The organism is Micromonospora sp. NBC_00362 (genome assembly GCF_026342155.1).
GTDB lineage: Bacteria > Actinomycetota > Actinomycetes > Mycobacteriales > Micromonosporaceae > Micromonospora > Micromonospora hortensis.
Genome location: NZ_JAPENH010000001.1, coordinates 2,491,047 through 2,515,064 on the forward strand (window position 1 = coordinate 2,491,047; position 24,018 = coordinate 2,515,064).

Here is a 24,018-nt window from a genome sequence, read left to right on the forward strand (position 1 = left end):
CAACCGCCGAGGTGCGAAAGAGCGGCGTACGCGGGTGGTGCGTGCTGGTGCGTCGTGGTGCAGACCGACGGGTCCCGGTTTATCGGTGCAGGGTCAGGAACCCGCCGGTGCGACTGGTTGTTGGCCGTAGACGTTCTGGTAGCGGTCGTAGAGCGAGTCGATGTCGGCCTGTGCCATCGGGACCGGCTGCCCGAGGGTGTGGGCCAGGTGCGCGGTGCGGGCCACGTCCTCGCACATGACCGCCGCCTTGACCGCCGCGCGGGCGTCGCGGCCGATGGTGAACACGCCGTGGTTGCGCATCAGCACCGCGGGCGAGCGGTGCCCGGCGAGCGTGGCGACGATGCCCTTGCCGATGTCGTCACCGCCGATCAGCGCGAACGGGCCGATCGGGATCTCCCCACCGAACTCGTCGGCCTGGGCGGTGAGGTGGCACGGGATCGATTCCCCACACGCGGCCCAGGCGGTCGCGTACGAGCTGTGCGTGTGCACGACCCCACCGACCTCGGGCATGGCCCGGTAGACGTAGGCGTGGGCGGCCGTGTCGCTGGACGGAGCGAAGTCGCCCTCGACCAGAACGCCGTCGAGGTCGCACACCACCATCGTGGCCGCGGTGAGGTCGTCGTAGCTCACCCCACTCGGCTTGATCACCATCAGGTCCTGGCCGGGGACCCGCGCGGAGACGTTGCCGGACGTCCAGGCGACCAGGTTGTACCGGGTCAGCTCGGCGTGTAGGCGGGCGACGGTCTCGCGCAGCTCGGCGATCTGTCGGGTCACCTCGGCGTTCACGCCACCACCTCCAGCGGGGCCTCGTGGGTGGTCGCGGCGGTCTCGACCGCCGCGTTGCGGATCGCCCGAAGGCGGAGCATGACGTCGTTGCCGCCACGACCGAAGTGGTCGTGCAGCGCCCGGTACTCGGCGTAGAGGGCGTCGTAGGCGCGGGCCCGCTCGGGGTCCGGACGGTAGACGGCCTCGTGCACCCGACCCATCGCCTGCGACGCCTCGTGGATCGAGGGGAACTCACCGGCGGCGACGGCAGCGTGGATCGCCGAGCCCAGCGCTGGCCCCTGCGCCGAGGCGATGATGTTCAGCGGTCGCCTGGTCACGTCGGCGTAGATCTGCATCAGCAGCGCGTTGTTTGTCAGACCACCGGCGATCACCAGGTCGTTCACCGGGACTCCGGCGTCGACGAACGCCTCGATGATCATCCGGGTGCCGTACGCGGTGGACTCCAGCAGGGCCCGGTAGATGTCCGCTGGCCGGGTGGCCAGGGTCATGCCGACGATCATCCCGCTGAGGTCGTGGTTGACCAGCAGGGAGCGGTTGCCGTTCCACCAGTCCAACGCGATCAGGCCGTGCGCGCCGACGGGCTGACTCGCGGCCAGCTCGGTGAGGCGTTCGTGCGAGTCGACGCCGGCCGGAGCGGCGTGGTCGACGAACCAGCCGAAGATGTCGCCGACGCCGCTCTGCCCGGCCTCGTAACCCCACGCGCCGGGGCTGATGCCGCCGTCGACCACACCGCACATGCCGGCCACCTCGGCGACCTCCGCGCCGTTGACGACGTGGCAGGTCGAGGTGCCCATGATGGCGACCAGCCGACCGGGCTGCACCGCCTGCGCGGACGCAGCGGTGACGTGCGCGTCGACGTTGCCGACGGCCACCGCGATCCCCTCCGGCAGGCCGGTCCAGGCGGCGGCCTGGGCGGTGAGCGCGCCGGCCCGGGCGCCGAGGGGCAGCAACGGGCCGTCCAGCTTGGCCACGAAGTCGCCGAAGTTGGGGTTGAGCGCGGTCAGGAAGCCCTCGGAGGGGTAGTGGCCGTCCTGCAGGATGCCCTTGTAGCCGGCCGTGCAGACGTTGCGGGTCTCGGTGCCGCAGAGTTGCCAGACGATCCAGTCGGCCGCCTCGATGAAGCGCTCGGCCCGGTCGTAGACCTCCGGGTCCTCCTCCAGGATCTGCAGGCCCTTGGCGTACTGCCACTCGGCGGAGATCTTGCCGCCGTACCGGCCGATCCACGGCTCGGCCCGCTCATGGGCCAACGCGTTGATCCGGTCGGCGTGCGGCTGCGCGGCGTGGTGCTTCCACAGCTTGACCCAGGCGTGCGGTCGGTCGCGCAGCTCGGGCGTCTCGCACAGCGGGGTGCCGTCGGCGAGCGTCGGCAGCACGGTGCAGGCGGTGAAGTCGATGCCGATGCCGACCACCGCCGCCGGGTCCACCCCCGCGGCGGATACCGCCGCCGGGACGGCGTACCGCAGAACGTCGCGGTAGTCCTGCGGGTTCTGCAGGGCCCAGTCCGGGGGCAGGGTTCGACCTCCCGGAAGCGCCGTGCTGATCACGCCATCGCCATACTCGTGCACCGCGGTCCCCAACTCGGCACCATCGCCGACACGGACCACCAGAGCTCGCCCGGACAGGGTGCCGTAGTCGACACCGACGACGTAGCGGTCGTTAGCTCCGTCCACACGGTTCATGTTCACCTCCACCGTTAACGGGGATAGTGTTAACGCTCACATCCAGGCTCGTCAAGACATCTACCCGCAACAGCTCCGTAACGGAACGCGGAAGGCGGACCGACTCGGGAGGGTAGATAGCGGACCGGTGCAAACCCCAAGATTTCTGCCTCAACTGCCGCAGCCATCCGACGAATGGGGCCCACGGCCGGTACGACCGCCGCCCGGAGACCCGTCAACAGGCGACGCGACAGGTCCAGGACGCCGCACATCGCGGCATCGTGGTCCGATAGCGACCACTTGTTCCCCCGGCGATGATGGCAGCGATAACATTCCCGGGGCGCCGCGGTCGCGCGCTCGGATCCACTCGACAGCCATCGACGACCATGCGGGCTCATGGCTGAGCGCTCCGGAGGGCGACCCGCCCGGCGCGAAGCCGGACGGCGGCCCGGTGTTATCGATAACATTCAACGTCTTGGCGCGCCCGTGCCGCCCGGTCGGCCCGCGGCGCCCAAAGACGCGTCGGGCGGACGATCCACTCGCGTTCCTTGAAGTCGCGGGGTCCACGGCGGCGCGATCGGCCGACGTCACGAAGCTGAGTCGATCACGCACTCGCACCGGCAATCCGCCGCCCCTTCACGCACTCGCGCCGCCGAGCCGCCGGATCCCGGGGACGCCACGAGCCGGCGGCCCGACCCCTGTGGGCCAAGCCGCCGGCTCTTCGTTGCGTTGGCGGGACCGAGCGCGCCGGTCGGATCAGGCTGTCCGGTTGCGGTTGTACAGGGCCTTGGCCCACAGGAAGCAGCCCACCGTGATGACGACACACCAGACGACCGCGATGATCCCGTTGGCGCCGATCCCGGTACCGAGGAGCAGGCCGCGAAGGGTCTCCATGACGGGCGTGAAGGGCTGGTAGTCCGCGAACAACCGCACGGCGGTCGGCATCGAGTCGGTGGGGACGAACCCACTGCCGAGGAACGGCAGGAGGATCAGCGGCATGGGCAGGTTGCTGGCCGTCTCGACACTGTCACTGACCAGGCCGAGGGCGACGGACAGCCAGGTCAGCGCAAAGGTGATCATGGCGAGCACGCCGATCGCCGCGAGCCACTCCACAGCGTTGGCGTTGGGCCGGAACCCGACCAGCAGCGCCACGACGGTGACGGCCACGAGGCTGAGCAGGGTCTGCGCCAGGCTGCCCAGTACGTGACCCGTCAGGACCGACGGTCGGAAGATCGACATCGTGCGGAACCGGGCGATGATCCCCTCGGTCATGTCCATCGCGACCGAGATGGCGGTGCCCTGCGCGGCGCTGACCACTGTGATGAGCAGGATGCCGGGGGTGACGTAGTTGGCGTACTGGGAGCGGTCGCCGGACGGGCCGAGGCCGGCGCCGAGCGTGCCGCCAAAGACGTAGACGAAGAGCAGCAGGATGATGATCGGGATGCCGATGAGCAGGAACGTCATCGACGGGTACCGCCGCATGTGCAGCAGGTTGCGCCGCAGCATCGTGCTCGAGTCGCGGACGGCGAGGGAGAGGGTGCTCATCGCGCGGGAGCCCTTTCGTGGTCGGGTCGGCTGGCCCGGGTGTCGGGCTGACCGGTGAGGGTGAGGAAGACGTCGTCAAGGTCGGGGGTGTGCACGGAGAGCCCCGCCACGCTGATCGAGGCGCTGTCGAGCTGGTCGAGCAGGGATCGCAGCGACCCGACCCCGCCGTCACTCGGCACCTGGAGGGTGAGGGCCGCGTCGTCCCGGGTGGCGGCCCCGAACGTCCGGGCCGCCACGTCGAGCCCTTCCTGGTCGGCGAACTGCAGCACGACGTGGCCGCCTGGGATGAGCCGCTTGAGCTCGCGCGGCGTGCCCTCGGCGATGAGCCGGCCGTGGTCGAGGAACGCCACCCGGTCGGCGAGCTGGTCGGCCTCCTCCAGGTACTGCGTGGTGAGCAGGATGGTCACGCCCTCGGCGGCGAGTGCGCGGATGATGTGCCACATGGCCCGGCGGCTGCGCGGGTCGAGGCCGGTGGTCGGCTCGTCGAGGAAGATGACGCGGGGCTCGCCGACCAGGGTCATCGCGAGGTCGAGCCGGCGGCGCATGCCGCCGGAGTACGTGGACACCGGCTTGCCCGCCGCCTCGGTCAGGTCGAACTGGTCGAGCAGGTCGGCGATGCGCCGCCGACCGGCGGCCCTGTCCAGGTGGCACAGGTCGGCCATCAGGGTCAGGTTCTCCCGACCGGTGAGCAGGTTGTCGACGGCGGAGAACTGGCCGGTGACGCCGATCAGGGCGCGTACCGCGTCGGGTTCCCGGGTCAGGTCGTGGCCGAAGACGCGGGCGTTGCCGCCGTCGGCGTCGATCAGGGTGGAGAGAATCTGCACCGTGGTGGTCTTGCCGGCGCCGTTCGGACCGAGCAACGCGAAGATGGTGCCCTCGGTGATCATCAGGTCGATGCCGTCCAGCACGACCTTGTCGCCGTAGGACTTGCGCAGGTCGGTGGCGACGATCGCGGGGTTCATGGAGTTGGTCATGGTCTCCTCATTTGTGGTCGTCGTGCGGGTTGTCAGGCGCGACGGATCGTGATGTCGCCGTAGGAGGTGTTCGCGCGAACCTCGGCCGTCTCGTCGGTCTGCGCCGGGCTGTCGGTCGACTCCAGCGCGTTGTGCACGCGGCCGTGCTTGGAACTGAGGTCGAGCCAGGCGGCGGTCCCGCGACGGATGCCGACCTCGATCGCACCGTAGGAGGTCTGCAGGTCGACCGCCCCCCGGACGACCTCACCCAGCCGGAGGTTCCCGTAGGCGGTGCGGGCCGTCACCGAGGCCGTCGACGCGTCCACTGTGATGTCGCCGTAGGCCGTGTTGATCCGGGCCGCGCCGCCGCTGCGGCCGATCCAGCAGTCGCCGGACGAATTCTTGATCTCGACGGTGCCGTCGACCGCGCCGAGGCGCACCTTGCCGGATGAGACCTTCACCCGGGCGGAGCCCAACACACGCTCGACCGTGACCTCGCCGTGGCTACTGTCGATCTCCAACGGCCCGGTCTCGTCGAGCCGGATGCCGCTGCCGGTCTTGATCAGGCACTCGCCGAGCCGACCCTCGCTGCGGAACGCCGCCCACGACGACTCGGCGTGCAGTCGCGACCCGGTCGGCACCTCGATCAGGACGTCGACCGACGGCCCGGGGCCGAACCCGTAGCGGCGCCAGCTCTTCGGCACCCGGATCAGCAGTTTCCCTGCGGCGTACTCGACCGTGGTCTGTTCGGCGGCGCCCACGTCGGCCTTGCTCGACGGGTCGCGGGGCCGCACGGTCACCACCGTGTCGGTGCGGTCGCTCGCGGCGATCCAGGCATCGCCGATCGGCAGCTCGATCTGGACGGAAATCGGTTCTGGCGTCTCGAAAATAGGCATGGTGGTCTCCCGAACTGTGGTCGGCGGAGGTCGCCGCTGGTCAGCGGCGTGGCGGTGGAAGGGGTACGGAGAGTTAGCGGGCCCAGCCGGTGAAGTGCTGGCCGGAGGTCGGCTCCACCCGGCGTGGTGGATGACGCTGCGTGTCGCCCGCCCCGATGGCACCGGCGACGGCGCGCACCAGCCAGGCGTTGACCGAGAGCCCGGCGCGGCCGGCGGCGTCCTCGACGCTGGCCTTGAGGTGGTCGGGGATCCGCAGGTTGATGCGCGAGGTGCCGCCCTCGTCGCCGTCGGGCGCGGACACCGGCACCGACAGCGGTGGCGGGCCACTGGGCTCACTCGCCACCTCGACCGGCGGGCTGGCCGGCGTCACCACGAAGTCGGGTTCGCGCCCGCGCAACCGGACGTGCACCGAGCCCGGTGCGAGGTCGCGGGTGATCTCGTCGGCCGCGTCGGACAGCGCTTCGAGCAGCGTGAGACGGGTGGCCGCCTCCAACTGCGCGAAGAGTCGTTCGGCCAGTGCCCGGGCTTCCGGGTCCACGCCCTCCGCAGCCACGGCGAACTCGTCACGCAGGTTCTCGACGTATGACCTCAGCTCCATGGCACCATCATGGCACCACTTTGGCTCAGAGTGCAACAGTCATGGCTCAAGAAGACGCCGCCACCTGGCTCCACTGCGGGTCACCTGGCTCTCAGAGGTCGCCGAAAATCCTCCTGACCAGGTGATTCGCATCCTCCTGACTCAGCCCGGAGGCGACCAGGAGGTCACTGACGGTCGTCCGGATCTGTGCCACCACCACCGCACCAGAGAAGCCAACGCCGTCCCGATAGGCGTGCCCGGCCGTCCGGACCGCTCGTAGCGCCTGCTCCCGGGCCCGGTTCGGCTCGGCACCGGCGGCGAACTGCCGCTTGAGAAGGCGGACCGCCTCGGCGAGATCGGCCACCGCCGTCGGCAACGACTCCGGCACCGGCTCGCCGTCCTCGATGAGCGTCACCGATCGTCGGATCAGGGTGCCGCTGTTGCGCATCGCCCGGTCGATCGGCTCCGCCGCCTGCGCGTAGCGGCCCACCGGCCCGTGCCGCTGATGCCAGTACACCGGCGACAGGGTGCTCGCCTCTCGGGCGCCCTGGGTCGCCTCGACGAACGCCTTCAACCGGCCCGCGCTCTGCCGCAGCTCACTGCGGGCGGTACGGGCCCGAGCGGCATCCCGCTCGGTCAACGCCTCGGCGGTGGCGTCGAGCTGGGACGCGAGGAGATCCAACGCCGGCCGCGCGGCCCGGTTGAGCACGCGCAGCGGGTTCAACGGCAGCAACACGGCGGTGACCAGCAGCGCCACTCCTCCCCCGACGAGCGCGTCCACGAACCGGGGGATCTCCAGATCCCGGACGGCCGGGCTGAGCGTGGCGATGAGCACCGCCGTCGCCCCGGCCTGGACCACCACCGCAGCGCTTCCCGCGAGGAAGAGCGCGACGACGATCGCCAGCGTGACGATCAGGGCGAGTTGCCACCACCCGGTGCCGATCACCAGGAGGAGCAGGTCGCCGATCAGCACTCCGACGGTGACACCGATGATCAGTTCGACGGTGCGACGCAACCGCTGACCAACCGACGCGGCGAGCGTCGAGACGGCGGAGATCGGCGCGAAGACCGGCTGCGACACCTGCAGCAGCGAATGCGCCACGAACCAGGACAGCCCCGCGGCCAGGCCGGCCTGCAGGGCCAGGCCACCGATGGTTCGTACTCGTCGGACCCGGTCGCGCAGCGCGGCCACCAAGCGGTCCCACCACCGGGCGACGGTCGACGGGCCCGCGTCCGCTCCGCGCCGATCGGCAGCGACCATGGCGGCACCTACCCCGCCACGACCGGGTCAATCCTCGCCGGCACGGCCCGGCCGTCCTCAGCGCGAGGCGAGCGCCTTCTCGGCGTACGCCCAGAGCCGGTCGGCCGCGGCCGGGTCCAGCGCGTGGGCGGCGACTCCGCCGGTGGCGTCGGGACCACCGGGAACGACCTCGGCCTCCTGGTTGTCGTCGAAGTACCGGCCGCCGACGCCGTCGAGCAGTGGTGAGCCGGCGAGCAGCACCGTGGTCGACGCTCCCTGGTCGGGCTTCTTGTAGTACTCCGCCTCGATGAGGTTGCCCGCTTCGTCCATCGCGCCCATCGCCCGCATCGTGTCGTCGTCGATGTGGCGCTGGAGGTTGGTGAAGATGTACCCGGGGTTCAGGGCGTTCGCGGTGATCCCGTCTCCCGCCCACTGGCGGGTGATGCCGACCGCGAGCAGAACCTCCGCGGTCTTCGACTGGCCGTAGGCCGACCACGGATCGTACGGCCGCCGCTCGAACTGCGGATCGTCGAAGTCGAACGGCGTGGCAAGGTGCGCCCCGGAGCTGACCATCACGACCCGGGCCGCCTCGGCGGCCCGCAGATTCTCGTGCAGCCCCCGGGCCAGCGCGAAGTGGCCGAGGTGGTTCGTCGCGAGCTGGAGTTCCCAGCCCACGGCGGTCAGCTGGCGGGTCGGGATCGCCATGATTCCGGCGTTGGCCACCAGCACGTCGAGCGGGCCCTGCCAGGCCGCGACGAAGGCGTCGACCGACGCCAGGTCGGAGAGATCGAGGGCGGACGACCGGACGGTGCCCACTGCGGCATCGGTGGCGAACTCCTCGGCGAGCCGGTCAGCCGCCCGAGGATTCCGGGTCGCGATGGTGACCTCGGCGCCGGCCCCGGCCAGCGCGCGCACCGTCTCCACACCGATGCCGGAGGCGCCCCCGGTGACGATCATCCGCTGTCCGGTGAGGTCGACACCGTCGAGGACCTCGGCGGCGGTGGTGCGCGCGTGGAACGGGGTGGTGAGGCGTGGGTTCGCTGTCATGAAACCCAGGCTACGAACGCTCGGATCAGACTGCCTATAGCCTGGAGTCCTTCATACTTTCGTGAGCGTCCAGAAGAGGTGGGGATGGATCCGCTGGAGGATGTCCTGGCCCTGCTCGGCGCGACGAGCCACGTCTCCGCCGGCCTGGTCGGGGGCGGACGCTGGGCGGTCGGTTTCGAACCACCGGCGGGGGCCAAGTTCAACGCCGTCCGTCGGGGCCGATGCTCGCTTCGGGTCGACGGCCACCCCGAGGCGATCAACCTCGGTACGGGCGACTGCTTCCTGCTGACCCGACCGGCGGCCTACACCCTCTTCAGCGACCCTGATGTGCCGGTCCAGCCCGCGTACCCGATCTTCACGGCCGCCACCGACGGTGTGGCGCACGTCGGCGACGGTGACGACGTGTTCCTCATCGGCGGTGCCTTCACCCTGGGCGGACGGGCACGCAGCCTCCTGCTCGACAACCTCCCGCCGGTCATCCACGTGCCCGCCGACACCCCGGAGGCCAGTACCGTCCAGTGGGCCCTCGGCGAGATCGACGCGGAGCTGCGATCCACGCGACTCGGCTCCCACCTCGTCGCCGAGCACCTGGCGCTGGTCCTGTTGATCCGAGTCCTGCGGCTGCACCTGGCCCGCCACGAACAGCCCACCTCGGGGTGGCTGGCCGGTCTCACCGACCCGGTGGTCGCTCCCGCGCTACGCGCGATGCACGCACGACCCGCGCACGCGTGGACGGTGGACGAGGTCGCCCGGGCGGCCACCGTCTCCCGGTCGACGCTGGCGGCCCGATTCAAGAAGGTCGTCGGGGTGGGCCCACTGGAGTACCTGACCGGGTGGCGGATCGAACTCGCGGCCGACCGCATCCGGCGCAGCTCCGACACGGTCGCCACCATCGCCCAGGCCGTCGGATACCGCTCGGAGAGCGCGCTCAGCGTGGCTTTCAAGCGCACCACCGGCCTCTCACCGCGCGCCTACCGCACCGAGCTGGCGAGGGAGGGCCGGAACGACCTACCCGAAGCGACAGTGACCGCCGGTCCGGCCCCGCCTGGGTGGTAGCGCCCCGGCCGGTCGAGATTGAGCGGGTCCGGTTCGGGTAGAACCCGCTGCCGTCACCCGGTCGGCGGCCCCGGCGCGTGCCGTCGAGGCTGGGTCGCGGGACGGACGGCGAGACGCCTCGGGGGGACGTGGGATGGGCCAGAGCGGTTGAGCGGGGCGGACAGCTCCGGTGGCGTCGTGGAGCTACGGGTGCACGGCGTCTCCGGCGCGAGCGCCGCACAGGTGCTGGGCCTGGGACAGACCGCGCAGGTCGCCGGTGACCGCAGTGGTGGGTTCTACCGGCCGCGCCCCCGGTACTCGGACAGCACCGGCGAACACGGGGTGACGCGTGAGGCGTACCGCTGGGGTGACCTGCCCTCCGGGACTGTGGCCCGCACCCTGGCGGTGGTCTTCCTGCTCCCCTTCATGCTTGTCAACGTCGCGATCTGGATGCGCCCGGCGAACCCCGGCGCCGAGGCGACGGTCAAGTCCCTCTGCCGGCTGCTGGCACTCACGCTCACAGTGCTGTACGTGCTCGCCATCGCCGGCGTCGCCCTGGACCTCGTCGGATGGAAATGTCTGGCGTCGCCGGACTGCCTGGCCGGACGCAGTTGGTTGTCCTGGTTGGGTGGACGGCCGGTCGGACTGCGGCTGGCGGTGCTCGCGCTGGTCCCGGCCGCCGCGATCGGCCTGATCTGGCGGGTCAGCTGCCGACCGGAGCGGACGTTCGAGGCGTTTCGCGCACCCGATGAGGACATCTCCACATCCCGACTCGGCACCCTCGGTCAGTGGGACGCCGAGCCACTGGTGGGCCGGTTGCGCGCCATCCATGTCGCGGTGGCCTTCGCGACGCTGGACCTCGCCCTGCTCCTGGCTCGCGGCGCGAGTGGCGCTTCGGCGGCCACGATCGCGCTGACCGCGGTCACGGGGGTGATCCTGGCGGGCTGCGTGGGGCTGCTCTGCACTCCGCCCCTGATCGACCGGGCCCCCGACGACCGGCGGCTCGACCGGGTCACCCGCACCCTCCGGACCGCTGCCATCATCCTGACCGTGGTCGTCGTGGCGCACGTGCTGACCAGTTCGCAACCCTGGCCAGTGGAGCGGGAGCTCCCCGGCTACGACTCGACGCTGACTGGTCTGTTCGTGGCCCAGACGACGCTGCTGACCGCGCTGGGCGTGGTGCTGCTCTGGCAGCAGCGCCGGGAGCGCAGCGCCATCCCGCTGTTCGGGCTGGGCGCTCTCGTCGTCGCCGCCACCGGGATCAGCATGGCGGTGGCGTACTCGGCCGAACTGGTCGGCCGGGTGGCGGATTTCCTGGATCGCGACGCCCCAACCGTGGAGGGCGTCGCCGCGGGCCCACCCCGGGCCTTCGTCTGGGCGATCTACGGCTTCTTCCGCGCGGTGCTGATCACCGCGATCGTCGCCGGCCTCGTCATCCTGATCTCCCGTCGCGGTCGACGCCGGGCCGCCGCGGGGATCGTCGCGCGCGATTTCCCGAACCCGCCGGCCGAGGCAGGGCCCCGACTGCGGCAGGTCCGAGACGCGATAGCCCGGGCTCGCTTCACCGAGAAACTGGTGCCGTTGGCAGTGGTCTACGGCTGCCTCGCCGGACTCGGCACGGCCACCACCACGATCGGCCTGCTCGGGCAGTTCCCGGGCGACGTCATCGAGCGGAACATTGGATTGCCGGCGGCGGCGACCACGTTCGCCATCGTGTTCGCCAGCTGGGTGATCGCGGCGATCATCCTCGGCCTGATCATCGGCGGCATCTTCGCGTACCGGACCGAGCCGTACCGCCGGCACATCGGTGTCCTCTGGGACCTCGGCACCTTCTGGCCCCGGGCCGCCCACCCGTTCGCGCCGCCCTGCTACGCCGAGCGGGCCGTGCCGGAACTGGTCCGCCGGATCACCTACCTCGTCGAGCGCGGCGACGCGGTGCTGCTCACCGGGCACAGTCACGGCTCGGTCCTGCTCGCCGCCACTGTGCTCCAACTGCCGCCGCAGGTCGGCGACCGGGTCGCCCTGCTCACCCACGGATCACCGCTGCGCCGCCTCTACGCACGACTCTTCCCCGCCTACGTCGACGATGCGACACTGCACGAGATCGGCCGGCGGGTGGGTTGGCGCTGGGTGAACCTGTGGCGCGACACCGACCCGATCGGGGGCTGGATCTTCTCGCCGCATCCCGCACCCGGGCCGGCCACCACCGGTGACCCGGCCGCCGCTGTGGATCGTCGACAGCGTGACCCCTGTGACGTGGTGACACCCCCCGGGGACAGCGTCGCCCCAGCCATCCACGGGCACTGGCCGGGCGAGTCCGACGAGCCGTTCACCGAGGCGGTGCAGGAGTTGGTGCAGCGCCTCGGTGGGCGGGCCGGCCCGCCCGGGACGCCGGGGTAGCGGGCCGGCTCAGCGTTCCCGGCCCGCCCGGGTACGCCAGGCGTCCAGGGCGGTGCCGGCGAGGCGGGCACCGTCGGCCGGGACGAGCGAGCGTTCGCCCAGCTTGGCGCCGAAGTACCGGGCGTCGGGGTCGGCCACCACCGAACGACGGTCCTGTTGGTCGGCGAGGAGGGAGCGGCCCAGTTCGTCGAGGCGGAACTGCTCCGGGCCGGCGACCTCGACCACGGAGTTCGTCGGCGCGCCGAGCGCGACCTCGGCGACCGCAGCCGCGACGTCGTCCGCGGCCATCGGCTGAATGAGCACCGGCGCGAGGTGCACGGTGTCGCCTTCAGTGGCGGTGTCGATGATGCCCTGGAGGAACTCGAAGAACTGGGTGGCGTGCACCACCGAGTACGGGAGTCCGGACGCGACGATGAGCTTCTCCTGGGCGACCTTCGCGCGCATGTACCCGCTGTCCGGGATCCGGTCGCACCCCACGATGGAGAGCGCCACGTAGTGGTTCGCCCCGGCGTCCGACGCGGCGGCGAGAAGCGTCCGGGTCGAGGTCTCGAAGAACTCCAGTACGGCGGCGGCCTCGAACGATGGCGAGTTCGACACGTCGACGACGACCTCGGCATCGGTGAGCGCGCCGGCCACTCCCTCGCCGGTCAGGGTGTTCACGCCGGTCTTCGGCGATGCCGGCACCGCCTCGTGGCCCTGGGCGCCGAGGCGGTCCACGAGCTTGGAGCCGATGAGGCCGCTGCCCCCGATCACGACGATCTTCATGGTCGCACCACGTCCTGTCTGCACTGGGTTGAGTCGTGCTGCCAACCAGTAAGACGGAAAGCGTGCGCGGATGCAGGACAATCGGGAGAACAGTTCGACGGAGATCAGGAGGTCGACGTGGCCACGGTGTCCCACCCGGTGTTCGCTCGGGTCTACGAGCGGCTCAGCGTCGCGATGGACCGTGCCGGCACTGCGGCGTTCCGGCGGGACCTGGTCGCCGGCCTCTCCGGCCGGGTGATCGAGATCGGCGCGGGCAACGGACGGATGTTCGCCCACTACCCGCCGGGGGTGACAGAGGTCCTCGCTGTCGAACCGGAGCGGCGTCTGCGGGCCGCCGCCGAGCGCGCCGCGTCGGCCGCGCCGGTTCCGGTCACTGTCGTCGACGGTCTGGCCGAGGCGCTGCCCGCCGGGGACGGCGAGTTCGACGCGGCGGTGGTCGCGTTGGTGTTGTGCACAGTGCCCGATCAGGCGAGCGCGTTGGCCGAGATCAGCCGGGTGCTGCGCCCCGGAGGCGAGGTGCGGTTCTTCGAGCACGTGGCCGCCGAGGAGGCCAGCGGTCTGCACCGCGCTCAACGCCTCCTCGACGCCACACTGTGGCCGAAGCTGTTCGCCGGCTGCCACACCAATCGCGACACCGTCGCGGCCATCGGCGCGGCCGGCTTCGAGGTCGAGGAGCTGCGCAGGTTCCGTTTTCCGGCCACCAGCAACAGCCCCTCCTCCCCCTGCGTCCTCGGCCGCGCGGTCAGGCCGGTCCCGACGGTCCGGCAATAGGTCGAGATCGGCTCGACCGCTTCGCCGCGCCCACCCGCCATCCGTGGAAGCGGCGAAACACGAACGCGAAGGTCGATCCAATTCAGATAGTTGCAACCTGGCTATTGGCCCGTTTTGCTCTCATTTGAACACCTGGCGTGATGTGGTGGTCAGCGCGCTCATCGGCGCCATACAGGCCGTATCACGCAGGACGCCACTCGCTGGCCGTCTCCTGCGAGTAGTACCCACGGAGGGTGTTCTGTGACAGCTAAACCCAAGAATTGGCTACGGCGGCGAGTTGTCCTGCCGTCGCTCGCGGCTGGCGCAGCCGCCACTGTGGCAGCCAGCCTGCTGCTCTTCAGCTCGACCGCCGCCAACGCGCAGGAAGCGCCGGTTAACCTGGGGACGGCGGCCGACTTCTCCGTCCTGGCCGGAGCGGAGCCCACCAACACCGGCCCCAGCTTCCTGGCCCAGAGCCTCGGGCGGTTCCCCGGAAACACCTCGTCCGGCTTCGAAACGGCAACCATCGGCGGCGAGATCCACCTCGGCGACGCTGTCGCGCTCCAAGCTCAGAGCGACCTGACCATCGCCTTCAACGACGCCGCCGGCCGGACCCCGTTCACCAACCTCCCGGCCGAGCTGGGGGGCAACACGCTCAACGAAGGGGTCTACCGGATCGGGGCCGCCCAACTGACCGGACCGTTGACGCTCAACGGCCAGGGCGACCCGTCGGCCGTGTTCATCTTCCAGATCGACTCCTCGCTGACGACGGCGTCGAACAGCAGCGTCGTCCTGATCAACGGGGCATCGGCCTGCAACGTGTTCTGGAAGATCGGCAGCTCGGCGACGATCGGCACCGGCACCACCTTCGTGGGCACCATCATGGCCCAGGCCGCGATCACGATGGCCACGGGAGCGACCCTCCAGGGCCGGGCGTTGGCGCGCACCGAGGCCGTCACCCTGCAGACCAACACCATCACCGCACCGATCTGCGCCGGGCCGACGGGCCCGCCCGGACCGACCGGCCCACCCGGGCCCACCGGTCCGCCCGGTAGCCCCGGCGCACCCGGCAGCCCCGGAGCACCCGGCAGCCCCGGAGCACCCGGCAGCCCCGGAGCGCCCGGAAGCCCGGGAGCGCCCGGAAGCCCGGGAGCGCCGGGAGCGCCGGGAGCCCCTGGCGCGCCCGGTAGCCCCGGAGCGCCCGGTAGCCCCGGAGCGCCCGGTAGCCCCGGAGCGCCCGGTCCGTCCGGACCCCCCGGACCTCCCGGTCGACCTGGTGGCGGCGGCAAGCACCCCATCCTGCCTGTCACCGGCAGCGGTGCGATCCCGGCCATGACCGGCGTCGGAAGTGTGATGGTCGTGCTGGGCGCTGTCGCGTTCTTCCTGGCCCGGCGTCGACGCCTGGAGTCCTGATCGGTGGCCCGGCCGGTGTGATCCCGGCCGGGCCATGTCACGTCGTCGGCCCGCTCCCCACCGGGAGCGGGCCGACGACGCGTTCGCCATGGACGGTCAGTCGACAAGCCCCAACCCGCGCATGGCTTCGTCCTCCCGCTCGTGGGACAGGTAGAGCAGAATCTGGGGCCGGGGGTCGCCGAGGCGTACCACGTAGGTCTGCGCGAACTGCGCGCTGCCGGCCGTGCCCCGGGGCGGCGCGAAGTCCAACGTCCACCTGGTCGGCACGAGGACGTACCCCGGTGCGAGATCGAGAACGTCCAGAACCGCCACCTGCGCTCCGGTCAGACCAAACTGCTCGGTCATCGCCGCGTGGCGTTCGTCGAGAGCGGCCCGGTACCCGGCGTCGTTGGTGACGGCCGCCGCCCCGCCCGGGTCGCCCTCGATGTACGTCTCGGCGTAGCTCGCGGCAACGGCGGCGCTGTCGCCGGTCTCGACGGCCCTCGCGTAGTCGTGCAGGAAGGCGATGATCTCGTCGCGTACCGGTGTCTCCGTCGACTTCATCCTCGGTCCTCTCAGTTCGGCGAGTGTCCGCGTGACCTCACCGGCGGGGCAGCCCGGCCAGCCAGACGTCCAGCTCCGCCGGGGAGCGCAGTAACACCACTGGCGGCGCGGACGGGTCGGCCTGCCAGGCCCGCATCCGCCGTCGGGCCCGGCCGAAGGCGGCGACGTGCCACACCAGAATCGAGTCCGAGGACAGCACACTGCTCAGCGACTCGCGGTTGCCGTTGCAGATCACCTCGCCGGTGGCCACCCGGCGGACGGTACGGCGGAGCAACCGCCCGAACGACAACCATCGTGGATAGTCCAGGCCGACGACCAGATCGGCGCGGGCCATCGGGACGTCCCGCCAGCCGTGGTACGCCCCGTCGATGATCCAGCGGTCCCGTCGGCAGACCTCCTCGATCCGGGCGCGTTGCTGGGCGACCGGCACCTCGACCCAGCCCGGTTGCCAGAGGAGGTCGTCCACCGGATACCAGGGCAGTCCGAGGTGGTCGGCCAACCGCGCCGCGAGGGTGGACTTGCCGGAGCCGTACACCCCGTAGACCAGGATGCGACGCGGTGCGCTCATCGCGGCAGCGTACGTCGTGAAGAAAAATCGGTTGTCGTGCCCGGCGCGCCTCGGCCAGAGTGACGTCCATGACGTACTGACGGACTCCACCCCCTGCTCCGCGCCACCGGTGATGCCTCCCGGGGGCCGTGACGCCGTCCGCTTTCACGTTCGCAGCCAGAGACGAGCCTCCTTGTCCCAGCACCATCTCCCTCGGGAGCCCCTGCCTCCGTCCGCCCCGGCCACCGTCACGGTGTTCGCCTCTCCCGCGAGCTGGATCGAGTCCGATGCGGTCGCGCAGTGCCAACAGGTCGCCGCCCTGGACGGCATGCGGCACGTCGCCGCGATGCCGGACCTGCACCCCGGAAAGGGTGCGCCCATCGGCGCGGCCATGGCGTCGACAGTGCTGTACCCGTTCCTGGTGGGCTCCGACATCGGCTGCGGCATCGCCGTGTTTCCGATCACGCTCAAGCGGGCCGTACCGGAACGGCTCGCCGCCCGGTTCCCCGACCTCGACCAGGCGCTCGACCTGGTACGCGACGCAGACGACCCCGCCTGGGCCGCTGTCGACCGTGACGTTCCGGCCGGCCACCTCGACGGTCTCGGGACGGTGGGCCGGGGCAACCACTTCGTGGAGCTGGCCCGCGTCGACACCGTCTTCGACGTACGGCACGCGGGCCGGCTCGGGCTCGACGCGGGCGATCTCGTGCTCATCGTGCACAGCGGTTCCCGTGGTCTGGGCGAGCGGATTCTGCGGGCACACACCGAGGTCCACGGCGCCGGAGCGGCGCCCGACCCCGCCGCCTACCTCGAAATGCACGACGAGGCGGTGCGTTGGGGCTCGCTCAACCGCCGGGTGCTGGCCACCCGGGTGGCGCACGCGTTGGGGGCGGAGCCCACCGCGCCGATCGTCGACCAGTGTCACAACCTGGTCGAGGTCCGAGACGGGGTCTACCTGCACCGCAAGGGCGCGGCGCCGGGCGACGGGTGCGATGTCCTGATCGCCGGCACCCGGGGAACGGCGTCCTACCTGGTGGCCGCGCACGCCGGGCCGGAGGCCAACCATTCGGTGGCCCACGGCGCTGGCCGCAAGATGTCGCGCGCCGACGCCCTGCGGCGGGGCCGGGCCAAGCACACGGTCGAGGAGCTACGCCGTACCCCGGTGGGTTCGCTGGTGGTGTGTGGTGACCGGCAACTGCTCTTCGAGGAGGCACCCACGGCGTACAAGCGCATCGAGCAGGTGATCGCCGACCTGGTCGAACACCGGCTGGCCACACCGGTGGTCAGCACGACGCCAGTGGTCACCTACAAGACGCCCGACCTCGGGTCCGCCGCACGCCCGCAGCGGCGGGGCCACCGCGCCCGGCGAGGCCGCTCATGACCACGTTCCTGCTGTTGTCGGCCGGGCGTGGGCCGCAGGAGTGCGCCTGGGCACTGAGCCACCTGCTGCACCGGCTGCGCGACGAGGGCGTCCGCCGAGGTCTGACGGTCCAGCAGGTCGAGGCGGTGCCCGGTGACCCCGCCGGCACCTACCGGTCGGCGCTGATCCGGATCTCCGGCGTCGACGCCGAGGCGTTCGCGGCCTCGTGGACCGGGACGCTGTGCTGGCAGGCCCCGAGCCCGTACCGGTCGGGCGTCGGTCGGAAGAACTGGTACGTCACCGCCCAGCCGCCCGAGCGCGACGCTCGGCCGACGACATTCCGCGAGGTGGACGTCGACATCGTCGCCTGCCGCACCGGCGGGCCGGGTGGTCAACACCGGAACAAGGCCAGCACTGCGGTACGCGCGACGCACCGCCCCTCGGGCCTGGTGGTCGTGGTGGACGAGGAGCGGCAGTTCAGCCTCAACCGTCGGATCGCCCTGGACCTGCTGCGCCAACGCATCGAGCAGGGCGACGAGGCGGCGCGGCGGGCCGTCACCACCGCCCGGTGGCGCATCCACGACGGGCTGGTTCGTGGCGATCCGGTGCGGGTGGAACGTCCGACGCCCCGGTGACCGGGAGGCCCAGCGACTCAGACTTCCAGCACCGCGTCCGCGAATGCCTGCGGCGCCTCCTGCGGCAGGTTGTGTCCGACACCGCCCCCGACGGTCCGGTGCTCGTACGGGCCGGCGAACTGTTTGCCGTAGACGGTGGGCTCCAGGTGCGGCGCACCGTTGGCGTCGCCCTCCAGCGAGATGCTCGGCACCGTGATCGTCGGCTTCGCGGCCAGGCGCTCCTCGATCTCCGCGTACTGCGGCTCGCCGTCGGCGAGGGCCAGCCGCCAGCGGTAGTTGTGGATGACGATGTCGACGTGGTCGGGATTGTCGAACGCCACCGCGCTGCGGTCGAACGTCGCGTCGTCGAACGTCCATCTGGGCGACGCGGTATGCCAGATCAGCTTGGCGAAGTCGCGCCGGTTCTTGTCGTACCCTTCCCGACCGCGCTCGGTGGCGAAGTAGTACTGGTACCACCACGCGAACTCCGCCTTCGGCGGCAGCGGGACCGTGCCCGACTTCTGCCCGTCGATCAGGTAACCGCTGACCGAGACCAGTCCCCGGCAGCGATCGGGCCACAGCGCGGCGACGACATCGGCGGTCCGCGCGCCCCAGTCGAACCCGGCGAGTTTCGCGGTGTCGATGTTCAGGGCGTCCATCAGGGCGATGAGGTCGAGCCCCATGGCCGCCGGTTCGCCGTTCCGCATGGCGTCGTCGGAGAGGAACCGGGTCGTGCCATAGCCCCGCAGGTACGGGACGACGACCCGGTGACCGGCGGCGGTGAGCAGCGGTACGACGTCGGCGAAGCTGTGGATGTCGTACGGCCACCCGTGCAGGAGGATCACCGCGTCCCCGTCGGGCGGCCCGGCGTCCACGTAGCCGACGTTCAGCACTCCGGCCTCGACCTGTCGCAGGTCGGTGAACCCGCCAGCAGCCCTTGCCATCGACTTCTCCCCGCGTCCGGACCTGCTCGGATGTGCCGATCACGCCCGAATCTAACGACCCACCGGGAGCCTGAGCACCGTTCACACAAGGACCGCTCGACGGATGCCGAACTGGCTAGGATGACCACGTCCTGCGACGTTCCCGGTGGAGGTCGTGGGGTCGTAACCGGATGACCGTAGGGTGATGGCATGGCTGAGCGACCTCTGACCCTGATGGCGGTGCACGCCCACCCCGACGACGAGGCGACGAGCACCGGTGGCGTGCTTGCCCGCTATGCCGCCGAGGGGGTCACCACAGTGCTCGTGACCTGCACCGACGGGCGCTGTGGGGACGGCCCGGGTGGGGTCAAGCCGGGCGAGGAGGGGCACGACCCGGCCGCTGTGGTGGCGATGCGCCAGGCCGAGCTGGAGGCCAGCTGCGCCACGCTGAACGTCACTCACCTGGAGACCCTCGGCTACGCCGACTCCGGGATGATGGGTTGGCCCACCAACGACCTGCCCGGCGCGTTCTGGACGACACCGGTGGCGGAGGCGGCGGCCCGACTCGCCGAGCTGATCCGGCGGTACCAGCCGGATGTGATCGTCACGTACGACGAGAACGGTTTCTACGGCCACCCGGACCACATCCAGGCCCATCGGATCACCATGGCCGCCGTCGAGCAGACGGACGTCCCGGCGAAGGTCTACTGGACCACTGTGCCGCTTACGGCGTTCGCGGAGTTCGGCCGGATCATGAAGGAGCTCGGCGTCGAGTGGGCCGATCCGGACGCGGCGGCGGAGCCGGGCCCGCAGCTCGGCCTGCCCGACGACGAGATCACCACCTGGGTCGACACGAGCAAGTACGGCGCGCAGAAGTTCGACGCGCTGGCCACGCACGCCAGTCAGACCGAGAACATCTTCTTCCTGCAACTGGGCCAGGAGCGGTTCACCGAGCTGATGGGCGTGGAGACCTTCGTACGGGTCCGGGACCGGACGGGCGCGCCGACCCCCGAGGACGACCTCTTCGCCGGTCTGCGCTGATCGCTCTTCCGTAACGCCACCAGGCATCGTCGGCCACTGGGTCGACGATGCCTGCGCTGTGCGCCGCCGTGACCTCACCACGCGAACCGGCCGCCGAAAGTTTCGACCGCCAGCCCCTCAACGCTGGGCAGGTCATGTGATGAATTTCCGGAAGTTTTCAGCGTTGACGCCCAGACATAGATCGGCTTAACGTTTCGAGCAAGTTTCCGGTTTCCGGCCGGAACTACCGGCGTCCTCCATCGGTTTGCGTTTCCCCCGACCACCACCGGACCCTCACCTCCTAGATCGACATCTATCTATTGATCGTCTGGAAGGGAAGGCACATGAAGTTAAGACAGTGGTCGTCCGTCGGCCTGGTCGCCGTCGCGACCATCGCCACGCTGAACACGGTGCCGGCGACCGCGAGTCGACCGTACGACCCCACGACGCAGAGCCTCGGCACCCTCGGCCTGCGCCACGGCCTGCACGTCGGCACCGCGGTCGACATGGCTGCCCTCAACGACGCCAGCGACCCGCAGTACCGCAAGCTGGCCTCCTCCGAGTTCGCCTCGGTCACCGCCGAGAACGTGATGAAGTGGGAGAGCCTGGAGCCAACCCGCGGCGCCTACAACTGGGCGCCGGCCGACGAGTTCGTCGACTTCGCCAAGCGCAACCGACAGAGCGTGCGCGGTCACGTGCTGGTCTGGCACAACCAACTGCCCGCCTGGTTGACCAGCGGCGTCGCCGACGGCTCCATCAGCAAGCAGGAGTTGCGCGAACTGCTCCGCAACCACATCACCACTGTCGTCAACCGCTACAAGGGCAAGATCTGGCAGTGGGACGTGGTCAACGAGGCGGTCAGCGACCCGTGGGACACCCCGTCGACCCTGCACTACAAGGGCTTCTGGGCGCAGAACCTCGGGCCCGGCTACATCGCCGACGCGTTCCGCTGGGCGCGGGCCGCCGACCCCAAGGCCCTGCTGTTCTACAACGACTACAACATCGAGGCCTTCGGCTCGGGCAACCCGGCAGACGACAAGACCCAGTTCGTGTACGACATGACCAAGAGCCTGCGCGCCCAGGGCGTCCCGATCGACGGCGTCGGCTCCCAGGGGCACCTGGGCACCCAGTACGGCAACTTCGACACCCTCCAGGTGACCGCCGCGCTGAAGAAGTTCAGCGGGCTCGGCGTCGCGACAGCGTTCACCGAGGTCGACGTCCGCAGCCAGCTGACCGAGGGCGTCCAGGCGGGCAACGCGGAGGAGATCAACCCTCGGCTCCAGGCGTCGGCCGCGAACTTCAGCGTGCTGATGAAGGCGTGCCTCGCCGTGCGGAGCTGCCTGTCGTACACCGTCTGGGGCTTCAGTGACAACCATTCGTGGGTGCCGGGCTGGTTCGACGACCCGCCGGAGGGCCTGGCCACCATCTACGACGAGAACTACCAGCCCAAGCGGGCGTACCAGGAGTTGAAGTCTGATCTGATCTTCGCAGGGCCGCCGTACGTCCTGCCCCGCATCGCACCCAGACCCCGCCGCTGACGCCCAGGGCCGTGTGGAGCTTCCCGAAGCTCCACACGGCCCGTGTGCCACCACGGACGTCGACGTTCGACTCACGTTCGGTGGTTCCGCTGTCGCCATCCGGACGCCATCGGAGGGCTGGTGCCGGATCTGCCGGTTTATTGATGGTGTTGGTGTCACTATGGCAGGCGTGGGAACTGCGAAAACTGCCATGCCTGCGATCTCGCCGCTCACCGGCGATCCCATCAAGCGGGCCGATGCCGAACGGCTAGCGGGGGTGCTGAAGGCCTTCGCCGATCCGGCGCGACTCCGGTTGCTCAGCCTGATCCAGTCCGCGCCGGAAGGTGAGGCGTCAGTGAGTGACCTCACCGCGGCGCTCAACCTCTCCCAGCCGACGGTGAGTCATCACCTTCGGATCCTCACCGAGGCCGGCCTCCTCGAACGCGACAAGCGCGGGGTCTGGGCGTACTACCGCCTGGTGCCCTCCGCGATCGCGCAGATCGCCGACCTGTTGACGCCGCCCAGGAAGCGGGCGACGAAGAGGGCCCGCTGACCGGGCCGGAAGGCGGCTCGTCACATCCGCTCCACTGTGCGGATGCCCAGCAGGCGCAGCCCCTGCCGCAGGGTCCGGGCGGTCAACTCGGCCAGCAGCAGCCGACTCTCCCGCAGCTCATCCGTGGCACGCAACACCGGGCAGCGCTCGTAGAACGCGTTGAACACTGTCGCGAGTCGGTGCAGGTAACCGGCGAGCTGATGGAACTCGAAACTCTGCTCCAGCTCGCCGACCACCGCCGCGAAGCCGAGCAGCTCGACCGCGAGCGCCCGCTCCGCCGGCTGCGCGACGACGATGGGGACGTCCGGCCGCACGGCGGTCCCGGCCCGCCGCAGCACGGACCGGATCCGGGCGTACGCGTACTGGAGGTAGGGCGCGGTGTTGCCGTCCAGCGCCAGCATCCGCTCCCAGTCCAGGACGTAGTCCTTGGTCCGGTCGACGGACAGGTCGGCGTACTTGATGGCGCCGATGCCCACCGCGCGGCCGATCTCCTCGGCGGTCCCGGCGTCCAGATCCGGGTTCCTGCTCCGGGCCAGGTCGGTGGCACGGGCGACCGCCTCCTCCAACAGCCCGACCAGCTTCACCGACTCACCGGCCCGGCTGCGCAGCATCCGCCCGTCGGCACCGAGGATGGACCCGAAGCCGAGGTGCTCGGCCCGTGCCGGCGGGCAGAGCCAGCCGGCCGCCTCGGCGACGGCGAACACCATCGCGAAGTGCTGCCGCTGCGGTAGGCCGACGACGTACAGCAGCCGGGTGGCGCCCAACTCGCCGACGCGCTGCCGCAGCGCGGCCAGGTCGGTGGCCGGGTAGCCGTACCCACCGTCGCTCTTGCGCACGATCAGCGGCAACGGCTCGCCGTCGCGGCCGGTGAACCCGGGCGGAAAGACGCACTCGGCCCCGCCGCTGGGCAGCAGCAGCCCCAACCGGTCCAGGTCGTCGACGACGCCCGCGAGCAGGTCGTTGTAGGCGCTCTCGCCCCGAAAGTCGGCAGCGGACAACGTCACGTCGAGCAGGTCGTACACGGTCAGGAAGTACCGCTCTGACTGCGTCACCAGCAGCCGCCACAACCGGCGGGTCCGCTCGTCACCGCCCTGCAACGCGACCACCCGCAGCCGCGACCGTTCCTGGAACGCCTCGTCGGCGTCGAACGCCACCCGGGCCGCCCGGTAGAAGGTGTCCAGGTCCCCCATCGACAGGTTCTGCGCGGCTTCGGCCTCACCGAGGTCGATCAGGTGTTCGATCAGCATGCCGAACGGTGTCCCCCAGTCACCCAGGTGGTTGACCCGCACCACCCGGTGTCCGAGCCACTCCAGTAGCCGGACCGCAGCATCACCGATGACCGTGGAGCGGAGGTGCCCGACGTGCATCTCCTTGGCCACGTTGGGCGCCGAGTAGTCGACCACCACTGTCTGCGGCGTCGCGGTCGGCGGCACGCCGAGCCGGGCGTCACCGGCCAGCCCGGCGACCAGGTCGGCCAGGGCCCGGTCGGTAACCGTCAGGTTGAGGAAGCCCGGCCCGGAGACCTCCGCCGACACGCCGACGTCATCGAGCACCGCGTGCGCCAGCACCGCGGCGGCGATGTCGCGCGGCGGGCGGCCGAGCCGCCGGGCCAGCGCCAGCGCCGCGTCGGACTGGAAGTCCGCGCGCGGGGACCGCCGCACGAGCGGGTCGACCGGGCCGCCGGCCACCGCCGCGAACGCCGGTGCCAGCCGGTCGGACAACAACTTTTCAAGATCCATGAGTACGCCGATCTCGCTCGGACCCACGCTGCCACGTGAGCCGTTGACGGGGAGATACGGGCGGACCGAGGACGACCAGCGAACAACCGGCGGCTCGATCCGCCGGTCGCAGGAAACAGGTCAGCGCGGGCGGGCGA

22 protein-coding genes are annotated in these 24,018 nt (G+C 70.7%); 9 read left to right on the forward strand and 13 right to left on the reverse strand.

Translation table 11 applies throughout. The annotated features are described in order from the left end of the window. Positions 1 to 93 precede the first annotated feature (93 nt). The 8 genes from OG992_RS11285 to OG992_RS11320 form a co-directional block, all read right to left on the reverse strand. Positions 94 to 786 (reverse strand): L-ribulose-5-phosphate 4-epimerase, encoded by a 693-nt coding sequence (locus tag OG992_RS11285; protein ID WP_238686382.1) that lies wholly within the window; start codon positions 784 to 786, stop codon positions 94 to 96. After that, a complete protein-coding gene (gene araB / locus OG992_RS11290) occupies positions 783 to 2,465 on the reverse strand; it encodes a ribulokinase (RefSeq protein ID WP_238686383.1) in 1,683 nt (560 codons plus the stop codon). The genes OG992_RS11285 and araB overlap by 4 nt, the downstream gene beginning before the upstream one ends. Before the next feature lie 735 nt (positions 2,466 to 3,200). Continuing rightward, positions 3,201 to 3,989: an ABC transporter permease gene (locus OG992_RS11295; RefSeq protein ID WP_238686384.1), complete on the reverse strand. Its 789-nt coding sequence runs from the start codon at positions 3,987 to 3,989 to the stop codon at positions 3,201 to 3,203. Next, the gene (locus OG992_RS11300; protein ID WP_238686385.1) at positions 3,986 to 4,963 is read right to left on the reverse strand and encodes an ATP-binding cassette domain-containing protein; all 978 of its coding nucleotides are present in this window, start codon (positions 4,961 to 4,963) and stop codon (positions 3,986 to 3,988) included. The genes OG992_RS11295 and OG992_RS11300 overlap by 4 nt, the downstream gene beginning before the upstream one ends. A 32-nt stretch (positions 4,964 to 4,995) precedes the next feature. Continuing rightward, positions 4,996 to 5,838: a DUF4097 family beta strand repeat-containing protein gene (locus tag OG992_RS11305; RefSeq protein ID WP_266303179.1), complete on the reverse strand. Its 843-nt coding sequence runs from the start codon at positions 5,836 to 5,838 to the stop codon at positions 4,996 to 4,998. Positions 5,839 to 5,911: 73 nt separating this feature from the next. Beyond that, positions 5,912 to 6,436, reverse strand: a complete 525-nt coding sequence (locus OG992_RS11310) for a hypothetical protein (RefSeq protein WP_238686387.1) — start codon at positions 6,434 to 6,436, stop codon at positions 5,912 to 5,914. 91 nt (positions 6,437 to 6,527) lie between these two features. Further along, entirely contained in the window at positions 6,528 to 7,676 is a 1,149-nt protein-coding gene (locus OG992_RS11315; RefSeq protein WP_266303180.1) for an FUSC family protein, read from the reverse strand. 57 nt (positions 7,677 to 7,733) lie between these two features. Further along, a complete protein-coding gene (locus OG992_RS11320; RefSeq protein ID WP_266303181.1) occupies positions 7,734 to 8,702 on the reverse strand; it encodes an SDR family NAD(P)-dependent oxidoreductase in 969 nt (322 codons plus the stop codon). A gap of 84 nt (positions 8,703 to 8,786) precedes the next feature. Here OG992_RS11320 and OG992_RS11325 point away from each other — a divergent pair, with 84 nt between their 5' ends. Together OG992_RS11325 and OG992_RS11330 are read left to right on the forward strand one after the other, a co-directional pair. After that, positions 8,787 to 9,758, forward strand: a complete 972-nt coding sequence (locus tag OG992_RS11325; RefSeq protein ID WP_266303182.1) for an AraC family transcriptional regulator — start codon at positions 8,787 to 8,789, stop codon at positions 9,756 to 9,758. A 177-nt stretch (positions 9,759 to 9,935) separates the two neighbouring features. Continuing rightward, entirely contained in the window at positions 9,936 to 12,137 is a 2,202-nt protein-coding gene (locus tag OG992_RS11330) for a hypothetical protein (RefSeq protein ID WP_266303183.1), read from the forward strand. Positions 12,138 to 12,146: 9 nt separating this feature from the next. Here the strand turns inward: OG992_RS11330 and OG992_RS11335 are convergent, their stop codons facing one another. After that, positions 12,147 to 12,902, reverse strand: a complete 756-nt coding sequence (locus OG992_RS11335) for an SDR family oxidoreductase (protein WP_266303184.1) — start codon at positions 12,900 to 12,902, stop codon at positions 12,147 to 12,149. 117 nt (positions 12,903 to 13,019) lie between these two features. Between OG992_RS11335 and OG992_RS11340 the strand changes: the two genes are divergently transcribed. Both OG992_RS11340 and OG992_RS11345 read left to right on the forward strand, forming a co-directional pair. Continuing rightward, on the forward strand, positions 13,020 to 13,673 hold the full coding sequence (locus OG992_RS11340) for a class I SAM-dependent methyltransferase (RefSeq protein ID WP_266303185.1): 654 nt from the start codon (positions 13,020 to 13,022) through the stop codon (positions 13,671 to 13,673). 240 nt (positions 13,674 to 13,913) lie between these two features. After that, entirely contained in the window at positions 13,914 to 15,065 is a 1,152-nt protein-coding gene (locus tag OG992_RS11345) for an ice-binding family protein (protein ID WP_238686394.1), read from the forward strand. A 96-nt stretch (positions 15,066 to 15,161) separates the two neighbouring features. On the opposite strand, the gene OG992_RS11350 is transcribed toward OG992_RS11345, so the two are convergent. Together OG992_RS11350 and OG992_RS11355 are read right to left on the reverse strand one after the other, a co-directional pair. Next, positions 15,162 to 15,608, reverse strand: a complete 447-nt coding sequence (locus tag OG992_RS11350; protein WP_266303186.1) for a hypothetical protein — start codon at positions 15,606 to 15,608, stop codon at positions 15,162 to 15,164. 37 nt (positions 15,609 to 15,645) lie between these two features. Next, positions 15,646 to 16,176: an adenylate kinase gene (locus OG992_RS11355; RefSeq protein WP_238686396.1), complete on the reverse strand. Its 531-nt coding sequence runs from the start codon at positions 16,174 to 16,176 to the stop codon at positions 15,646 to 15,648. A gap of 172 nt (positions 16,177 to 16,348) precedes the next feature. On the opposite strand from OG992_RS11355, the gene OG992_RS11360 reads away from it, so the two are divergent. After that, complete coding sequence (locus OG992_RS11360; RefSeq protein WP_266303187.1) at positions 16,349 to 17,536, forward strand: RNA ligase RtcB family protein; 1,188 nt, start codon at positions 16,349 to 16,351, stop codon at positions 17,534 to 17,536. Further along, on the forward strand, positions 17,533 to 18,150 hold the full coding sequence (prfH, locus tag OG992_RS11365) for a peptide chain release factor H (protein WP_266303188.1): 618 nt from the start codon (positions 17,533 to 17,535) through the stop codon (positions 18,148 to 18,150). Before OG992_RS11360 ends, prfH begins: the two co-directional genes overlap by 4 nt. 17 nt (positions 18,151 to 18,167) lie before the next feature. On the opposite strand, the gene OG992_RS11370 is transcribed toward prfH, so the two are convergent. Then, the gene (locus tag OG992_RS11370) at positions 18,168 to 19,073 is read right to left on the reverse strand and encodes an alpha/beta fold hydrolase (protein WP_266303189.1); all 906 of its coding nucleotides are present in this window, start codon (positions 19,071 to 19,073) and stop codon (positions 18,168 to 18,170) included. A gap of 189 nt (positions 19,074 to 19,262) precedes the next feature. Between OG992_RS11370 and OG992_RS11375 the strand changes: the two genes are divergently transcribed. From OG992_RS11375 to OG992_RS11385, 3 genes are all read left to right on the forward strand, one after another. Beyond that, on the forward strand, positions 19,263 to 20,093 hold the full coding sequence (locus tag OG992_RS11375; RefSeq protein ID WP_238686400.1) for a PIG-L family deacetylase: 831 nt from the start codon (positions 19,263 to 19,265) through the stop codon (positions 20,091 to 20,093). Positions 20,094 to 20,416: 323 nt separating this feature from the next. Next, entirely contained in the window at positions 20,417 to 21,610 is a 1,194-nt protein-coding gene (locus OG992_RS11380; protein ID WP_266303190.1) for an endo-1,4-beta-xylanase, read from the forward strand. A gap of 190 nt (positions 21,611 to 21,800) precedes the next feature. Continuing rightward, positions 21,801 to 22,142, forward strand: a complete 342-nt coding sequence (locus OG992_RS11385; RefSeq protein ID WP_238686609.1) for a helix-turn-helix transcriptional regulator — start codon at positions 21,801 to 21,803, stop codon at positions 22,140 to 22,142. Between the two features lie 20 nt (positions 22,143 to 22,162). Here the strand turns inward: OG992_RS11385 and argS are convergent, their stop codons facing one another. Further along, the gene (gene argS / locus OG992_RS11390) at positions 22,163 to 23,881 is read right to left on the reverse strand and encodes an arginine--tRNA ligase (RefSeq protein ID WP_266305191.1); all 1,719 of its coding nucleotides are present in this window, start codon (positions 23,879 to 23,881) and stop codon (positions 22,163 to 22,165) included. Between the last annotated feature and the right edge of the window lie 137 nt (positions 23,882 to 24,018).